The sequence below is a fragment of the Faecalibacterium hominis (ex Afrizal et al. 2022) genome, from assembly GCF_049545105.1.
In the GTDB taxonomy this organism is placed as follows: Bacteria; Bacillota; Clostridia; order Oscillospirales; family Ruminococcaceae; genus Faecalibacterium; species Faecalibacterium duncaniae.
In genome coordinates, this window is sequence record NZ_CP186860.1 from 2,047,291 (window position 1) to 2,064,074 (window position 16,784).

Sequence of the window (16,784 nt, forward strand, 5' to 3'; positions counted from 1 at the left end):
TTGAGAAAAAGATCAACCACTTTTTGTGATTTTGACCGTTTTCTCACCATTATTATAGCAAAAACCTACCGAGGGATCAACCCCTAAAATTGGAGGGTAAGTCATGGAGCAGCGGAAGTACAAAACGAAGGCGGAAGTCCTCGCCCGTGGACAGGAAGCAGTCGGCAAAACGTTGGGCGAGATCGACAAAACTGGGCGCATCGCAACAGGCAAGGGTGCCATCGGTACCGTTGTGGAGGAAAGCTGGTTTGGATATAAGCCCAACAGCAACCCGGCTCCCGATTTTGAGGAAGCGGGCGTTGAATTGAAGGTGACGCCCTATCGGCAGACCCCTCGTGGCATTCAGGCCAAGGAGCGGTTGGTCTGCGATATGCTGAACTATGATGAGGAATACTACAAGACCTTCGAGACCAGTGCATTCTGGGTGAAGTGTGCTTGTATGCTGCTGATGTCCTATGAGCACCGGGATGGGGTGCCCAAGGTCGACTTTACAATCGACAAGGCAGTGCTGTTCCAGTTCCCGGACGAGGATCTGGAGGTCATCCGCAATGACTGGAAGATCCTGATGGACAAGATCAAGGCAGGACAGGCACACCTGATCAGTGAGGGTGATACCATGTATCTGGCAGCGTGTCCGAAAGGCCGCAACTCGCAGGATACCCGGTCGCAGCCATTCAGCCCTATCCCGGCTATGAAGCGGGCGTACTCGCTGAAGTCCAGCTACATGACGCAGATCCTACGGCGGTACATCTTCGGGGACGAACCCTGCGAGAAAATCATCAAAGACCCGGCAGCGTTAAGAACGACCAGCTTTGAGGACTGGTTCAGCGCAAAAGTCCGGCCTTATGTGGGGATGAGCAGGACGGAACTTAAGGCACGGCTGGGCGTAGAAACGAATGCCAAGAACCTCAACGAGCTTTTAGTGGCAGCGATGCTTGGCGTGAAAGGGCATCTGTCGAACACAGAGGAATTCCAAAAGGCAGGCATCCAACTCAAGACCATCGCCATTGAACCGAATGGCAGTATAAAAGAGAGTATGTCCTTCCCTGTGATGAACTTCTGTGCAATGATGAACGAAACATGGGAAGAGTCTGCGCTCTATGACCTTCTTGCACCGACCAAATTCCTGTTCATCATCTTCCAAAAGTCGAAGGACGGCGAGTGCTACTTCCAGAGGGTGAAATTCTGGAATATCCCGGCAGAGGATCTGGAAGAGGTACATCGTGTATGGCAGCGTACGGTCGATACCTTGCGGGAGGGCGTTCACATCTGGAAGGATGCCAGTGGGCGGAATCGCAATAACTTGCCCAAGGCATCAGAAAGCCGTGTGGCTCACGTTCGCCCCCATGGGCGGGATAGTACGGATACTGCTCCCCTGCCTACGGGTGGTTCTATGACGAAGCAGTGCTTCTGGCTGAACAATTCGTATGTAGCAAAACAAATTGGAAAGGAATAAAATATGCCGCCGATTTTAAACCAAGATATTCGAGAAAGAGTACGTACTACCATTTCTAAAAGAGCACCACAAAATACAACAAAACAGATAAAATTAGAAAATATTGAGAACTTCAATAATCTTTCAAGAGAAGGACTCGAAAACGGGAATATTGAAAGGCGAATACTATTATATGAAACGCATTCTCATGAAAAAGTATATATGCAATATCCCGGAATTGAGAGTAAAAGAAATGGGCAACGTAATTTTATGTTAGACGCACGTCCGATTATACAAAAGTCTGACGGTGAGATTGTGCCAGATATGAATTTTGGTCGGATTTGGGATATCATCGACAGAATCGGACAAGGGCATCAAGCAAATCTCGATGTATTAGCTGTTCTTTTTTTAAGAATAGCATATATGATTGGATATCAACATAACGATACAGAATATTTGAGCGAAACCATAAATGTTATAACAGGCGAAGTAATCGAATCGAGCATGACACGCTTTTGTTGGAATTCACTTATTCTTGACCCGGATGTTGTAGAAACCCTTGGTGATAGTTTTGGATTGTTGGGAGGTGTTTCACTAGAAGGATTTTTGTATTATAATGATTTGCTTGCCCAAAATGAGGATTGCAAATATTCATATTTGAAAGGACAGCAGTGGGATTTTAAGTCCGGAAGAATCAATAATTGTCTTTCGCATTTGACGGTTATAGCGCATATGCAGGGACATATGGGAATTTCAGAACTGATCAATAAGTTTCAACACGGAGGTGTAGCACCACTGGCTCAAAATAAATTTAATGAAGTATGCGGTGATTTGGTGATACAAGAATAATGAAACATCCGAAATCATATGACACGACCCCGGAAACATCCAAGCGGATGTCTCGTGTCCACCTGAAGCAAGGCAAGGCGGAAGTGCTTTTGGCGAAGCGTCTGTGGCATCTGGGGTTTCGGTATAGGCTAAACGATAAGCGTCTCCCCGGCTCTCCCGACATTGCCGTCCTGAGATATAATATCGCTATCTTCGTGGATGGTGAGTTTTGGCATGGGCAGAACTGGGAAGAACGCAAGCCGAGGCTGAAACGTAACCGGGAGTACTGGATAGCCAAAATCGAGGAGAATATCTCACGAGATATTCGGGATGATAAGGCTTTGCGAGCGCAAGACTGGTATGTTATCCACTTCTGGGAGAAAGAAGTGTTGAAAGATACGGATGGGTGCATTAATGCGATTCAGGAGTTGGTAGAACAAAGGATTGAGGAGAGGATGGATGAAGTAAAGGAGGAGTATCATGAGTGAAATAAAAACATCGGCGAAGGGAGTCGATTATGCGGATTCGTGTACATTGCAGATAAAGAAAAGAGTATATTCACAGGCATTGCTTATGCGGATTCCACATGACCATACTGATGTGCAGGATATTTCATTGAAAATCGGACGGTATAATATTCCTTACGGCCTAGAAAGTAAAAAGCCTAAAAGCGAATTGACGCTGAATAATGAAGAACTTGATGCGTTGATTCGTTATATTTCTGAGAATTATAAACCACTGATGCTAGGGCAGGGAGAATATATAAATGTTTCAGAGGAAAGCGCAACCTTGGTCGAGAATTTTAAGCGGCTAATAGAAGGTCAAAGTGATACCGCGCGTATGCTGATTGAAAATGGGATTTTGTCGGATAATGTTTTTCTTGCGGCCAGTGTTATAAAAAAGCGCGACGCACTTATTGAACTTCGGGAAAAACTTCAGGAAGAACAGCCGGAAAGATACTGGCAAGAGTGGTTTACAAGGAATAAGTGGGTCCTAGGATCTGATTTTGCACAAATCATTGATGAGCGCGTGATTGATACAGAGAATATTGCGGATTACATTATGAAGTCATATGATGGCTTTGTTGATTTAGTAGAGATAAAGAAACCAAATGGGTTGCCGTTTTGGGCGAGTACAAAAGATCATGGCAATTATGTTCCATCGGCCGATTTGACTAAAGCTATAACGCAATGTCTCAATTATATTTATGCGATTGAATTAGAAGCGAACAGCACGAAATTTACGAGACGTATAGGAAGTAGAGTAATCAAACCACGTTGTATTTTGATTTTTGGACGGTCGTATGACTGGAATGATGAGCAACGAGAAGCGTATAGAATTCTGAATGCGGCGTATAATCAAGTGTCGATTTTGACGTATGACCACATTTCAGAGCGGGCGCAAAATGTGCTGGGAGCGGAGGCAATAGAAAGTGTAGGCGATGATTGGATGCAAGAATAAACTGCAAGCAAAAGACCTTTAGGCGCAAGGAAATGAGATATGCAAATAGAGGAAAATATATATGCGAAACATTGAGATGACATACCATGATGTCTATTATTACTGCAATATTATAGACAATCTGCTCTATTGCTTTACTTCTTCGATAGATTGGATTAGTACTGGTGCTCAATATACCGAGCCATTTTATGAAGAGAACAACGAAGATTTTTCCAAGTGGACTTCACTTCATGGCTTTTGTGATTTCGTAATACGCAGACTGCTATTTAAAGATGAACATGAGCAATTGGAAAAAATACAGGAAAGATATGATGAACTTGAAATTGCAAATAAAGAGGAACGGCTAAAAAGAGCGTTTAATGACAGTGGGAGCAAGGACTATAATTTGGAAGTAGATAATATCTTTAAGATATATAGGATACCACATGAACCATTCTTTTCATATTTGATAACACATGAAGTTGAATCTTTTGTAGACGCATACGACGATTTTACAATGTATGATGACGAATTAGACGATGCGATAGAACATTTATCAAGGGAACTTTTCTATATTCTTTTTCAGAATCGGATGTTTCTGTATAGATTTAATTCGTATATGGCAAACGCAAATCCAACGACTAGAAAACGGTGCTATATACCTAAATGGGTGAAAAATGCGGTAAGATATAGAGACCGAAATAGGTGCGTATGCTGCGGAAAAGATTTATCAGGCGGATGGGATTGTGAAGATGAAGAATCTGTACACTTTGACCATATGGTTTCGCTTTGTGCCGGTGGATTGAATGATTTATGTAATATTCAGCTTCTTTGTAGTAGCTGTAACATAAAAAAGTCTGATGGCTCGTATACAAGGCAGATATACAAAGACTGGTATGATTTTGAAGGATGAAAGCATAGAACTTAATTCTTATATGCTGACACTCTTGGATTTGCGCTGACTTTTACGCTGACATTTCGGGATTTACGCTGAAAATACGCTGACTTGGCATGGTTTACGCTGAATTTACGCTGAAAACGCGTAATCGCGCGAACAAAGCGCGAATAAATCCAGCTGACCGCGAATAAACTGCGAACCAAAATCGCACGGGCGTGCATTTTTCATGCGTGGGAAGGTGCGACGTGAAAGTGAGAATTTGCAAAAATAAACTGTAATACGATTGAATTTCGGAAAAGTGGAATCGCACGCTGGAATGCACGCGTGCAATGTTGCCTGAATAAAAGTCAGCGATAAAAACGCGCGCCGCGCGATTAGCGGTTTTGCCGCGCGTTTTCTAAGGCTCAATCTTCCAGCCTGCCGTGGTCGCAGCCGAGAGAAAGATAACACTCCATCTCCCCTTTCAGCACCATCTGTGCATACTCCAAGGGCTTATTGTAGAGCAGCCTGTCCAGCTCTGCCCGCTGTGCCGGGGAGTTGCCGTATTCGTCCTCCACGGCGATGCAGTCGATGGCAACAGCAGAGCCATCTGCGAACCGGGCTTCCACCCGATTGGTGTCCATGTTGTAGCGGCAGGAAAACAGTTTCGTCATAGTCGTATCCTCCAAGACTTGATTTTTGGTGTGCGGTCACTCGAACCAATGCCGTCAAGCCGTTGTCGGATAAGTCGATTTTTCATTTGTCTGAGAGTAAGTGCACGGTTTCTGCACGGTTTTTGCACGGTTTCAAAACGTGCAAAGGGTGCAAATCGTTGCAAAATCGGACAAAGGGTGCAGAAACTCGAAGTTCAAAACCTGCGATGTATCGCATAGAAATGACGTTAAAACGTAACTTCCAAAAATTGAGGGAATCGCCCGGTGTGCGCTACGAATCAGTAGGCCGGGGGTTCGAGTCCCTTCCATCGCACCAAACAATGAAAATCCGAACCTTTTCTCGATAGGAGAAGGGTTCGGATTTTTTGTTTTCTTTGGAAATGACAATTCCGGCTCCTTCCCGACGACTGTGTGTCCAAAACCTTATCAGAAAAAAGACCATATCACAAAGGTCACAACTGTAAAGGTGCCGTAAGGCAGAAAGGACACAAACATGAAGTACGATGAAAGAATCTGCAAATTCAACATGGACACCGGCTGTGTGGAGCTGCTGCTCCGGGATGGGAGAATGATCTCTATCAACTGTACCGGGGTCGAGGATACGCTGGATGTCACTATGGCGCAGCGGTCGGAGTTGGATTACCTCATCTACAATGATCCGCTGAGCTACGCGGATTTGATTCTGAATGGTAACCCGGAGGAATATTTGAAGAATGTGGCCGGAGGTCATGGATCAGAGGATTTATCGTTTAGAGATTAACTCGATATAAGGAACAAGCCCACAGTTCTGCCGTATTTTATATGCGGTCTATCCTGTGGGCTTGTTTGCTATTATCGACTCATGATTGAATTTGAAATTTCAAGCACGACCGTATCATATTTGCAGGTGGCAACGATCATCGGCAGACTTTCCAGCCTTCAAAACCTATGCACACGTCTGATTTTCGTACCGTTTGAGCCAGAGGAAAAAGCAGATGTTTAATAAGATGCCTACTGCGGTGGAGGTGGGTGCGGACAGACCGATCATCGTCAGGCTGGCGTTGGGCTGGATACTCATAATATATGCCATGGGGAGACGCACCAGCAGAGTCTGCACCAGCCCCTGTACCATGACCCAGAGCGTTTTGTCGTTGCCGTTGAAGTAACCTACCATGCTGAACAGGATGGCAGTGGCGATGGTCTCGGGCGCAAAGCCCTTGAGGTAGGCATAGCTGTTGGCAATAACAGCGGCATCTGCCGTAAACAGACCGGAGAGAATGTCACCCTTGCACCACACCAGTGCAAATACGGCGCAGCCGAACACCAGACCGATGCCAATGCCGGTGAACATGGACTGCTCGGCGCGTTTTTTATTGCCAGCACCCACGTTCTGGGACACAAAGGATGCCATGGACTGCATCAGAGAACTGGGGATCAGCATGGCAAAATTAACGATCTTGCACGCCACACCGTAGCCGGAAGATGCCTCCAGCCCCAACCGGTTGACGAAGGCGCAGAGCGCCAGAAAGGAAAGCTGGGTCAAAAACTCCTGCAAAGCCAGCGGCAGACCGATGCCCAGAAATTTTTTGCACTGGGGGTTCAGCTTGAAATCAGAGCGATGGATTTTGAAGGGCAGCTCCTTCTTCAGCAGCATTGCGATTGCACAGATTACGCTGACGGCTTGCGCTGCTACCGTAGCAATGGCGGCACCGGCAGCATCCAGATGAAAACCAGCCACCAGCACCAGATCGCCAATAACATTCACAATGCACGCCACCAGCACAAAGATCAGCGGAGAGCGGCTGTCGCCCAGACCGCGGAAAAGAGCCGAGAGCATATTATAGGCTACAATAAAGAAGATGCCGCTGCCGCAAATGCGCACATAGCTGGCGGTCAGGTCTAGGGCTTCGGCAGGAGCCTGCATCAGGCTGGAAATAAGCTGTGCAAAAAACACCAGCACCACAAACAGTGCAGCTGCCAGAAGGGTGAACACAATAGCTGCCCCGCCAATGACTTGCCCGATGTGCTGCGGTCGTTTTTCGCCCAGATAGCGGGCAATGAGCACTGTGACGCCCATGGCAAGCTGGGTGACAACAAAGGTGACGAGGTTGAGTACCTGACTACCAGTGGAAACCGCAGACAAGCCTGAAGTGGAGCCAAAGCGCCCCACTACCAGAAGGTCTACTGCGCCGTAGGCAGCCTGCAGCACCAGCGCACCCAGAATGGGCAGCATGAAAAAGGCGAGCTTTGGCAAAATGCGGCCTTGGGTAAAATCGGTCTTATCGTTTTTCAAGAGAATCTTTCCTTTCGCGCATAATAGCATGGAATTTTTTCAGCGTTTGGATGGTGCACGCTGCATCCTCCTCGGAAATGCCGTCCAGATACGGGAGCAGTTGCGAGAAGTAGTCCGTATTGTACTTCTGGGAAAGCGCTTGCCCGCTCTCGGTGAGGAACAGATAGGTCACGCGGCCATCTTCAGCGGATACCTGTTTCCTCAGATACCCTTTGTGCTCCATCTCTTTTACGGTACGGGTCACACCGGGGCGGGGCAGATTCAGCGCATCGCTGAGATCAGAGATCTTCGGCTGGATGCCACGGGTCTGCAATTTCTGAATAACATCCAGACACTGGATATAGGAGGATGTCACACCCTCCGGCAGGGCAGGCAGCATCTCCCGTGCCCGCTTTGCCAGATAGCATGCATCCAGCAGCTGCTTGATCAGTTCGATGGTCATAATGAAATTCCTCTCCAAACGATTATCAAATATAATTAACATTGATAATTATATAGAACTGCCCGGGAATGTCAAGTCTTTTTGAAAAATCGGAGTTGTCGGCAGCTTTGAGGCATCTGCTTCCGGCATACCATTCTAGAGTGTTTGAGCGAATACAGTCTGAACCATGGATTAGAAGATCAAATACAAAACAAAAACAGGGTGCGCCCCTGAATAGGACGCACCCTGCCAAAGACCACAGGCGATAGCGATATGTACAACAGGGAGTTCCCCAGTGGGAACTTCCTGTTTTTCGTTGTTTGCATGATGAGCCTGTTCCGCCTGCCATGCGGCAAACTCCCGCTGCCCTTCCTCGCTGTTCCAGCAGGCAAGGATGGCCGGGTAGAATGCCCGTGCCAGACGGTCAATGACTTCATCGGGGTAAGGGGAAGTGTTTGTGGACTTTTTCTTTTTGTTCAAACGCACGCTCCTTTGGACATCGGTGAACAGCATACCATGTGCCTGTTGTTATGCTGTCTGGTCTTTAACATCTGCGAGTGCGGCTTCCAGAGAAGTAAGATAGTCCTTATGCTTGTGAATGATCTCCAGAATCACATCACGCTGCGCATTATCGGGCATCTTCTCCAACTGGTAGTTGAACGAAATGCGGAAACGAGTAGTGAGTTCTTCCAATGCCACATACTCGTACCGTACATCCTCCGGGTAGGCCTCACTGTCGTAAACCGATTCGAACTTTCGGAATGGCATGACAGGCGCTTTGCCCGGAACGCGGATCACACCGTCAGCGTCAGGTGTCGGTTCTGCCTTCAACTCCGGGTGCAGAATATCCTGCAAAGTTTGTGCACGGTCATTGTAGGCAGCCTTGGCGAGGCGGTGCATATCCGCTTTGGACACTTTCGTCTGTCCGGACAGGATGCTCTGCTTTAAGCCCGGTATCAGTTCTTCCGCAATCTCCACGCCTCTCATATACCTCGAAGCGCGGATAACGGTGTCCTTGCTCACACCGTTTTCTTCTGCGATTCGGTCGCAGGTTTTGGTGCTGTCGATCAAGTTCGCATTTAGCGAACTTGATTTTGCATCGCTGCTCTTGCGATCACCGCCGTGTGCGGCTTTTTCGGCTTCGTACTGTTTGCCCATCAGGTAGTACTTCTGCTCCGGCGTGAGATTGCGCCGCCCCAGCTGATTCTTACAGATCCAAGCGAGAACTTCTTCTCTGCTTTCAAACGGGAGCGGCATGGTGGAAAAATAAATCTCAGGATGCTTCTGGAGAATGGCATAACGATTGTGGCCGTCAACAAGGATGTTATTCCAAACGATCAAAGGAGAAAGCAGCTTGCCTTCCTTGAGGATATTTTCTTCAAGCTGCTTAAATTCATCATCGGTCAGAGGGGGAATCTGAGACTGGAACTCCGGGTCAATTTTCAGATTGATCATACGCACACTCCTTTATCTCTCCTGCTGCGCTGGTTCTTCCTCCCGGAAAAAGGACGCAACATTCTGCTTTGCGGTTTTCAGTTTGAGCAGTTCCTCTTTAGCTTCCTTGTACTGCTCGTAGAACTTTGCCTTTTCGGATGCCAGTTGCTCATACTCGGCTTCCAGTTTTTTCGGGCTGGGCAGCTGGGTGAGGTTGTTTGCCTTGAAATAGGCTGCTGCCGCCCGGTACGCTGTCAGCTCTGCACGGTGCTGCGCCTCAAAGGCTGCGGGTCGTTTGGCAGTCTTTAACTGCTGTGCGACATTCTTGGTGCTGGTGTAGGCTGCGATGTGATAGCGCAGCTCTTTGTTGGTTTTCATGCGGCCTTCGAGGTCTTTCACCACCGCCAGTGAGTCGTGATACTTGGTTTCCAGTTCAGCGATGCGCTGGTTCAGGGCGTCCTCGTTGAGCAAATCTTTCTCCTGCAAGAGGATCAGAGTTTGTGCCATGGCTTTGAGGTTGTACTTCTTTGCCCAACGCTCATAGCCTGTGCCCTTACCCTCGGCCAGCTTTGCCTGAATGTCAATCAGTTTCCCGATGGCATCCTGCTTGAACTGCACCTTAGGTTTGCGTTCGGCGTTTGCCTGCAACGTGGCAAGCACTGCTGCCTTATCGAACTTGTCACCGAGATGTTTCGCTCGGATAAACTTGGTTCTGCCAGCAGGCAGATAGCTGAGCTGCCCACGGCTTTCCTTGACCGTGATGCCGTACTGCTGCATGAGCTTCGCCGAAAAATCTTCAAAGCTGGTAGCACGGTACAATACAGACGAAATCTGTCTCCGTAAAGTATCCTTCACAGTTTCAAACTTCTTCTGCTGGGGCTGCTGTCCGGCTACGGTAAGGGCTGCGTTCTCGCGGTCAAGTTTCAACTGACCACGCCTACGCGCCCAATACTCAGCTTCGCTGACACGCTCCTTCGAGCCGTTGAGCAGGTCGATCTGGTACAGTCCAGCACCTTCGCACAACTCCATGACCTCAACACGCAAGTGCCGCATGGTCTGGGCTGTGCTGGAGTGCTTCATACCCTCGCGCCAGTCGCGGGGCTTCTGCATATAGGGCTTGCGTTCCACCTCTCGTGTTCGGATGCTGCCAATCACGATGTGGACATGGATGTTCCCCGAATGGTTGTGCCCATCCGGGTGGGTGCAGACGATGGCAGGATGACCGGGGAAGTTTTCTTCGCAGAATTTCAGGCCAAGAGTCTGTGCCGTTTCCATGGTCAAGCCGTTGTCGGCTGCATCTCTGGGGTCAAAGCTGATGATATACTGGTGGCTCTTAATATCACCATGCCGGGTGTTCTTGCCATACTTGCGGTTTGCCAGCAGACAGGCAGTTGCAAACGAGAAATCGCCACACTCAAGGGTGTCGAGCAGGTAGGATTCCCGCAGCATGGGTCGGCCTTGTTCGTCCAGAATTACCTTGCCGGAAAATTCATCGTGCTGGTAAACGAGGTACGCTTCGATGGCGGTGTAGTCCGAGTTTTTAGAGGCGATATGCTTGAGCGTTGCCATACAGTTCACCCAGAACTTTCTCGGCGTGCAGCCGAAATGCGGTCAGGTCTGCAAGTTCGTCAAGGATTTTCGCCCGGATCTGCGCGGTGTCTGCACCGCCGGAATTGAAGTGCCTTGCAAGCTGGTTGAGGTTGGTGCCCACCTTGCTGCACTGGGCAAGCAGGGTGGAAACAGCGGTCAGGGTTTCTTCTCCGCCACCTGCAACGATGACCGCTTTCTCGATCTTGACGTTGTGGATGGCACGGCGGATAAAAGTGGAGAGGGAGAGATTCAGGAGTTTGCAAGTGAGTTCCAGTGACGCTTTTTCCTCCGCTGTCACACGGAACTTGATGACGTGCGTTTTGCTGTTCGGCGTGTCGTGGTGCTGGGAATTGCTAGGGGTCGATTGAACATTCGTTTTGGTCATTGTACCTCCTGTCTGTTCGATAACTCCTCGGTGAAGTTATGTAAAGCACGACACGCCGTTGCTGTTCGCACCGTCAGGTGCGAACCATGAGCAGGGTTTGGGGCAGGCACGCCCCAACAAGATCACTTGGAAAACTCGCAAGAGTTTGAGAAGTGAAGTCCCGGATGGACAGAACATTTTCAAGAATTGAAAATTTGTGGCCACGGGACGGTTCTTGCCCTCTACCGCTGCGCTCAAAACGCATTTTCAACAAATGTTTCCGAATTGTTAAGACGCAAAAATAAGTAGAGGTGGTGCTGCTCATGTAATGGGGTCACCGTTTGCTCCGAACGAAGTTCCTGCCCCTGTTTGTGCAGCGGCGTTGACGGAAAGTCGGTATCACGTCCGGTCGGCTCATGAAATTTTCAAGGTACTGCCCCGAAAAAGAAAAATGCCGCTCCGCAGCAGGCGAAGAATTTTGTCGGGGTGAAACGGCGGCAAAATGATCGGGTGTGTTGCAGGGCGGTAAATTCTTTCGTGGACTTTCCCTCACTGAAGTGGTGGGTCTCACGGTGATAACCAACCACTTTTGCAGAAGATTTGCAATCGATCTACAAGTTCAGTGGGATTTGTGATAGAGAATATCATGGTTCGTAGGGTACGTCAAGATGATTCCGAAGAAATTATTTATGAATGGAGACAATAGTAAGACTTCTATTATGAATATGATACACTTTACATCATGAAAGAATTTAAGCTGCACAAAGATGATTCAAGCGGATGTGCAATATGCACAATAAGTTTTCTACAGCAAAATACAGATGTGGTCATTTAGCTCTTTTACCAGACAACTTTTTTTGTAAAATAAAAAAATTTGTTGACTTGAAATTGCTTGAAATGTTATCTTGTTGGTAACAAAAGCACGGTGAAGTGCTTGCTACCACACGAAAAGGCAAAACAAAAAAGGAGAGTAAAATGATGAAAAAGCGTATTGCGGCGTTGGTCACCGCCGGTGTCCTTGCTTTGTCGATGCTTACCGGCTGCGGAAGCAAACAGGAGAGCTGGAAAGTTACCTGCCCGTGGGCACCGTCTGGTGTAGCAGCGATGGTCAGCCAAAAGGCTGCTGCCAAGTCCCCTGATTATTCTGATAATAAAATCACACTGGTTGCTGAAGCCGTCAAGGGCGATGCTGCTACTGTCAACACTTGGGTGTCCAGTACTAAGGCAAATGATAAGGAACTGGTCTTCGCCGGTGAGGGTCTGTTCGCCATTACCGAGACTCTGGATCCGGCCAAGCTGCAGTTCAGCTACGACGATTTCGAGTTCGTGGAGAACTTGTACTCCTCCGTCTTCGTCCTGTCCGCTGATTCTTCACTGAACCTCAAGAATCTGGACGATCTGGAGGCCTATGTCAAGGCAGGCAACCCCGTATCCGTGGCCGTTAACGGCGCTACCGGCTCCGAGGCTTTCCTGGCAGCGGCTCTGTTCGGCTCTATGGGTGCCGGCGACCAGCTGAAACTGACTCCGTACCAGTCCGCTGCGGAGGCTGCACAGGCTGTAGCTAAGGGTGAAACGAACTTCGCGGTCTCTCACCAGTCTCAGATTCTTGAGACCTACCAGCAGGGCGGCGTTGATGTGGTTTGCGCATTCGATGACAAGGCTATCGAAAACGGCCCCTTCGCAGGCGTTGAGGGCGTTGGCTCCAAGGGCTACCCCTACTTCCGCAACCGCTGCTTCGTCATGGCTCGCAAAGGTACTGACGCCGCAAAGGTTGCCGAGCTGAAAGAGCTGTATGATAAGATCCTCGCCGATGATGAGATGGTCGAGTGGCTGAACGACACCATGCTGCTGGAAGTCGATACCATGACCGAGGACGATGTGAAGGCTCACATTGAGAACGTCAAGAGCATCGTCGAGCAGTATAAGGACATCGTGGCAGGCTGATAAAAAGTCCTCATAGCGACAAAAAGCTGAAGCAGGGGGAAGGGGATGACCCCGTCCCCCTGCTTTTATATTTAAAAAGGAGTGGAAACAGGTGAAAAATCTGATAGAACGCATCGAAGCAAGACTGGATGACTGGGGCGCGAAGCTCGAGAAGAAGAACATCGAGTACCCTGTTGATTTGATCTGCGGCATTCTGTTTCTGGTCATTGGCATCGTGCTGCTGCTCATCATGCCGCAGCAGGTGCAGATCTCGGAAAAAGACGTTGTGAATGGCCGCGCTTTCCCGACGATGCTGATTTGGCTCATGCTGGCCATGAGCGCCCTTCTGGTGGGCCGCGAGGCATACAACATGGTGATGCACCGCCCGACCAAAACTAAAACGCTGAATCTTTTGGTGGAAACAAAAGCACTCGTCATCGTCCTCATTCTGGTGGTCACTTATCTGCTGGCAGAGGTCACGGATCTGTTTGTTGTGGGCGCTGTATTCTGCGCACTGGCATTTCTGGTCTTTTTCCGCTGCAAGAAACCCCTTTACTATGCCATCACAGTTTCAATGGCTGTGTTGATTTGGGTCGTATTCCACTTTGTGCTGAATGTTAGTTTCTGAGGAGGCAGAATATGGGTTTGTTTGACTTTATCGGCCCGGCCTCCGGGCTGCTTTTCACCCTCGAAAATATCATCTGGATAAACCTCGGCGTCTTTATTGGCTGCGTGTTCGCGGCCATCCCGGGATTAAGTGTTATCCTCTGCATCATCCTATTCCTGCCTGTCACTTATACCATGCGTGCGATTCCCGGCATGATGTTCCTGTTGGGCATTTACTGCGCAGGTGGCTATGGTGGCTCGGTATCGGCTATCCTTATCAACACGCCGGGTACGCCCCACGCGGCGGCTACTATGCTGGACGGCTATCCGCTGTCCAAAATGGGCCGCACTAAGGCGGCGTTGAAAATTGCACTTTATGCATCTACCTTTGGCGGTATCTTCTCTGCGTTGGTGCTGCTCTTCCTCGGCCCTCAGGTCGCAAAAATTTCGGCACAGCTCGGCACGGCGGAGTACTTTATGGTCTGCCTGTTCGGCATGACGATTATTGCAGGCGTTTCTGGTAAGAGCCTTGTCAAGGGCATCATCGCCGCCTGCCTTGGTTTGCTTATTTCCTGTGTGGGCGCAGACCCCATGACCAGCTATGACCGCTTTACATTTGGTATTCCCCGTCTGTATCTGGGTCTTGACCTTGCCGTTACCCTCATCGGTTTGTTCGCACTGGTGGAAATCATTGGCAAGGCAGAGCTGAAGCGGAATGAGTTGAACCTTCACGCCGGAAAAATCGGCAATGATGACGGCAAAATCACAAAAGATGAATACAAGCGGATGTTCCGACCAGTGCTGATGGGTTCTATCATCGGTTCCTGTGTTGGTATCGTACCTGGCACGGGTGCGTCGGAGGCCTCGTGGTTCTCCTACAACACTGCGAAGAACCTGTCCAAGCATCCCGAGGAATTCGGCCACGGTTCTGTGGAGGGCGTTGCGGCTGCTGAGTCTGCCAACAATGCCGTCTGTGGCGCGACCCTGATTCCCTTGCTGACGCTGGGCATCCCCGGCGACGGCTGCGTGGCCATCATGTTGTCGGCCCTGATGATAAATGGCCTGAACCCCGGTCTCTCGCTGTTCACCACCGACGGCGCTATCATGTATGCCATCATGCTGGGCCTTATCCTCGTGAACATCTTCATGTTCCTGCAGGGCAAATACCTGACTAGTCTGTTTGCAAAGGTCGTCTCCATCCCTCAGCAGATCTTGACCCCCATCATCGTGATTTTCTGTTTCGCCGGTGCTTACTCGGTGAACAGCAGCTATTTTGATTTGAGCGTTGCGCTGGTGTTCGGCGTGATGGCGTGGTTCATGCGCAAGCTGGAGCTGCCCGCTGTCCCTGTGCTGCTGGGCATGGTGCTGGGCAATATGACCGAGACGAACTTCCGCCGCGCCCTGCTCATCTCGGATGGAAGTCCCAAAATCTTCTTCAGCAGTGTGTATTGCTGGATTTTTATCGCGCTAATCGTGGTGGTTATCATCGGCATCCTGCGCGGCAAGATGAAGGAAACGAAGAACGCGAAAGTGGAACAGTAAAAGGAGGTAAAGACCGTGGCATATAACATTATTTTCTACTTCAGTGACCAGCAGCGCTGGGATACCTGCGGCTGCTTCGGCCAGCCGCTCAACGTCACACCCAATCTGGACAAGCTGGCAGAGGAGGGCGTAAAATTTGACAATGCTTTCTCTCCCCAGCCGGTGTGCGGCCCTTGCCGCGCCCTGTTCCAGACCGGAAAATACCCCACTGAGACAGGCTGTTTCCGCAATAACCTGATGCTGCCCTCGAATATCAAGACTCTGGGCGAGTATATGGAAAAAGATGCCGGCTACGAAACTGCCTATGTCGGCAAGTGGCATCTGGCCTCGGATGGCGAGCTGGAAAAGAAGCCGACCATTGACCATACCATTACAGCCGTTCCGTTGGAGTTGCGCGGCGGCTACACCGGCTACTGGCGTGCAGCCGATGTGCTGGAATTTACCTCCCACGGCTACGACGGCTATGTGTTCGACGAGAACAACAACCGCATCGATTTTAAGGGCTACCGTGCTGACTGCATCAACCAGTTCGCGCTGGACTACCTCGACCAGTACACCGGCGAAAAGCCCTTCTTCATGACCGTATCCCAAATTGAGCCGCACCATCAGAATGACCACAACCACTACGAAGGCCCCAACGGCTCGAAGCAGCGATTTGCGGATTTTGTCCTCCCCGAAGACTTGAAGGCTCTGGGCGGCAATGCAGCAGAAGAGTATCCGGATTATCTGGGACAGTGCGCAAGCCTCGACGAGAACCTCGGCAAGCTGGTGGAAAAACTGAAAGAAAAGGGTCTGTATGAGAATACTGTTATCCTTTACGCTTCCGACCATGGCTCTCATTTCAAGACCCGCAACCGCGACGCCCATCTGAACGGATACGATGACTATAAGCGCTCGTGCCACGACGGCTGCCTGCATGTGCCGCTGGTCATCTGCGGCGGCCCGTTCAAGGGCGGCAAGGAAGTCACCGAGCTGGTCAGCACCGAGAGCATCCCCAAGACTCTGTTGGCTTTGGCAGGCGTGGATGTCGGCGACAAGATGATCGGCGAAAATCTGCTTGACGTTGTGGAAAAGAAAAATCATAATAGAGCTAATGAGGTCTACGCCCAAATCTCGGAGAGCCGCTGCGGCCGCTGCATCCGCACGGCAGATTATATGTACTCTGTCTATGCCCCCGGTGTCAATGGCGGCGAGGCTGCGGCATCTGATGTGTATGCGGACGACTTCCTCTATGATATGCAGAAAGACCCGTGGCAGCTGAACAATGTTGTCGCAGATCCTGCATACGCCGACGTCAAAGCGGAGCTTCGTGAACGTCTGCTGAACTGGATTCAGCACGCAGAAGGCACCCGCCCCACCATCACCGACTGAAAAGGAG

The 16,784-nt window shown here is 49.6% G+C and carries 17 protein-coding genes; 10 read left to right on the forward strand and 7 right to left on the reverse strand.

Translation table 11 applies throughout. The annotated features are described in order from the left end of the window. Nucleotides 1-103 precede the first annotated feature (103 nt). The 5 genes from ACKXGA_RS09935 (at nucleotide 104) to ACKXGA_RS09955 (ending at nucleotide 4,616) form a co-directional block, all read left to right on the forward strand. Nucleotides 104-1,456, forward strand: coding sequence for a Sau3AI family type II restriction endonuclease (locus ACKXGA_RS09935; RefSeq protein WP_117529919.1), 1,353 nt, complete (start codon nucleotides 104-106; stop codon nucleotides 1,454-1,456). A gap of 3 nt (nucleotides 1,457-1,459) precedes the next feature. Next, nucleotides 1,460-2,284, forward strand: coding sequence for a hypothetical protein (locus tag ACKXGA_RS09940; RefSeq protein ID WP_097782803.1), 825 nt, complete (start codon nucleotides 1,460-1,462; stop codon nucleotides 2,282-2,284). Then, entirely contained in the window at nucleotides 2,284-2,751 is a 468-nt protein-coding gene (locus ACKXGA_RS09945; RefSeq protein WP_015537121.1) for a very short patch repair endonuclease, read from the forward strand. Before ACKXGA_RS09940 ends, ACKXGA_RS09945 begins: the two co-directional genes overlap by 1 nt. Continuing rightward, nucleotides 2,744-3,724, forward strand: coding sequence for a Shedu immune nuclease family protein (locus ACKXGA_RS09950; protein ID WP_117529917.1), 981 nt, complete (start codon nucleotides 2,744-2,746; stop codon nucleotides 3,722-3,724). The genes ACKXGA_RS09945 and ACKXGA_RS09950 overlap by 8 nt, the downstream gene beginning before the upstream one ends. A gap of 61 nt (nucleotides 3,725-3,785) precedes the next feature. Continuing rightward, complete coding sequence (locus ACKXGA_RS09955) at nucleotides 3,786-4,616, forward strand: HNH endonuclease (RefSeq protein ID WP_015537123.1); 831 nt, start codon at nucleotides 3,786-3,788, stop codon at nucleotides 4,614-4,616. A gap of 389 nt (nucleotides 4,617-5,005) precedes the next feature. Here ACKXGA_RS09955 and ACKXGA_RS09960 read toward each other — a convergent pair whose 3' ends face one another. Next, nucleotides 5,006-5,254 carry a DUF6061 family protein gene (locus ACKXGA_RS09960; RefSeq protein ID WP_117529916.1) on the reverse strand — a complete coding sequence of 83 codons (249 nt, stop codon included), beginning with the start codon at nucleotides 5,252-5,254 and terminating at the stop codon, nucleotides 5,006-5,008. A gap of 493 nt (nucleotides 5,255-5,747) precedes the next feature. On the opposite strand from ACKXGA_RS09960, the gene ACKXGA_RS09965 reads away from it, so the two are divergent. Then, nucleotides 5,748-6,014, forward strand: coding sequence for a DUF6061 family protein (locus tag ACKXGA_RS09965; protein WP_423729407.1), 267 nt, complete (start codon nucleotides 5,748-5,750; stop codon nucleotides 6,012-6,014). A gap of 165 nt (nucleotides 6,015-6,179) precedes the next feature. Here ACKXGA_RS09965 and ACKXGA_RS09970 read toward each other — a convergent pair whose 3' ends face one another. The 6 genes from ACKXGA_RS09970 to ACKXGA_RS09995 all read right to left on the reverse strand — a co-directional run bounded on the left by ACKXGA_RS09970 (nucleotide 6,180) and on the right by ACKXGA_RS09995 (nucleotide 11,356). Beyond that, nucleotides 6,180-7,526, reverse strand: a complete 1,347-nt coding sequence (locus ACKXGA_RS09970) for an MATE family efflux transporter (protein ID WP_423729408.1) — start codon at nucleotides 7,524-7,526, stop codon at nucleotides 6,180-6,182. Further along, on the reverse strand, nucleotides 7,513-7,968 hold the full coding sequence (locus tag ACKXGA_RS09975; RefSeq protein ID WP_423729409.1) for a MarR family winged helix-turn-helix transcriptional regulator: 456 nt from the start codon (nucleotides 7,966-7,968) through the stop codon (nucleotides 7,513-7,515). The genes ACKXGA_RS09970 and ACKXGA_RS09975 overlap by 14 nt, the downstream gene beginning before the upstream one ends. A gap of 171 nt (nucleotides 7,969-8,139) precedes the next feature. Continuing rightward, complete coding sequence (locus ACKXGA_RS09980; protein WP_423730400.1) at nucleotides 8,140-8,433, reverse strand: transposase; 294 nt, start codon at nucleotides 8,431-8,433, stop codon at nucleotides 8,140-8,142. A 42-nt stretch (nucleotides 8,434-8,475) separates the two neighbouring features. Continuing rightward, nucleotides 8,476-9,402 carry a hypothetical protein gene (locus ACKXGA_RS09985; protein WP_423729410.1) on the reverse strand — a complete coding sequence of 309 codons (927 nt, stop codon included), beginning with the start codon at nucleotides 9,400-9,402 and terminating at the stop codon, nucleotides 8,476-8,478. Nucleotides 9,403-9,414: 12 nt separating this feature from the next. Further along, nucleotides 9,415-10,950 (reverse strand): relaxase/mobilization nuclease domain-containing protein, encoded by a 1,536-nt coding sequence (locus ACKXGA_RS09990; protein WP_423729411.1) that lies wholly within the window; start codon nucleotides 10,948-10,950, stop codon nucleotides 9,415-9,417. Beyond that, nucleotides 10,922-11,356, reverse strand: a complete 435-nt coding sequence (locus ACKXGA_RS09995) for a plasmid mobilization protein (RefSeq protein WP_112145031.1) — start codon at nucleotides 11,354-11,356, stop codon at nucleotides 10,922-10,924. The genes ACKXGA_RS09990 and ACKXGA_RS09995 overlap by 29 nt, the downstream gene beginning before the upstream one ends. A 957-nt stretch (nucleotides 11,357-12,313) precedes the next feature. Between ACKXGA_RS09995 and ACKXGA_RS10000 the strand changes: the two genes are divergently transcribed. From ACKXGA_RS10000 to ACKXGA_RS10015, 4 genes are all read left to right on the forward strand, one after another. Further along, complete coding sequence (locus ACKXGA_RS10000; RefSeq protein ID WP_044953587.1) at nucleotides 12,314-13,279, forward strand: tripartite tricarboxylate transporter substrate-binding protein; 966 nt, start codon at nucleotides 12,314-12,316, stop codon at nucleotides 13,277-13,279. 91 nt (nucleotides 13,280-13,370) lie between these two features. Next, complete coding sequence (locus ACKXGA_RS10005; RefSeq protein WP_179859583.1) at nucleotides 13,371-13,886, forward strand: tripartite tricarboxylate transporter TctB family protein; 516 nt, start codon at nucleotides 13,371-13,373, stop codon at nucleotides 13,884-13,886. Between the two features lie 11 nt (nucleotides 13,887-13,897). Then, nucleotides 13,898-15,406: a tripartite tricarboxylate transporter permease gene (locus ACKXGA_RS10010; RefSeq protein ID WP_015536705.1), complete on the forward strand. Its 1,509-nt coding sequence runs from the start codon at nucleotides 13,898-13,900 to the stop codon at nucleotides 15,404-15,406. Nucleotides 15,407-15,421: 15 nt separating this feature from the next. Next, nucleotides 15,422-16,777: a sulfatase-like hydrolase/transferase gene (locus ACKXGA_RS10015; protein ID WP_097776425.1), complete on the forward strand. Its 1,356-nt coding sequence runs from the start codon at nucleotides 15,422-15,424 to the stop codon at nucleotides 16,775-16,777. Nucleotides 16,778-16,784: the final 7 nt, after the last annotated feature.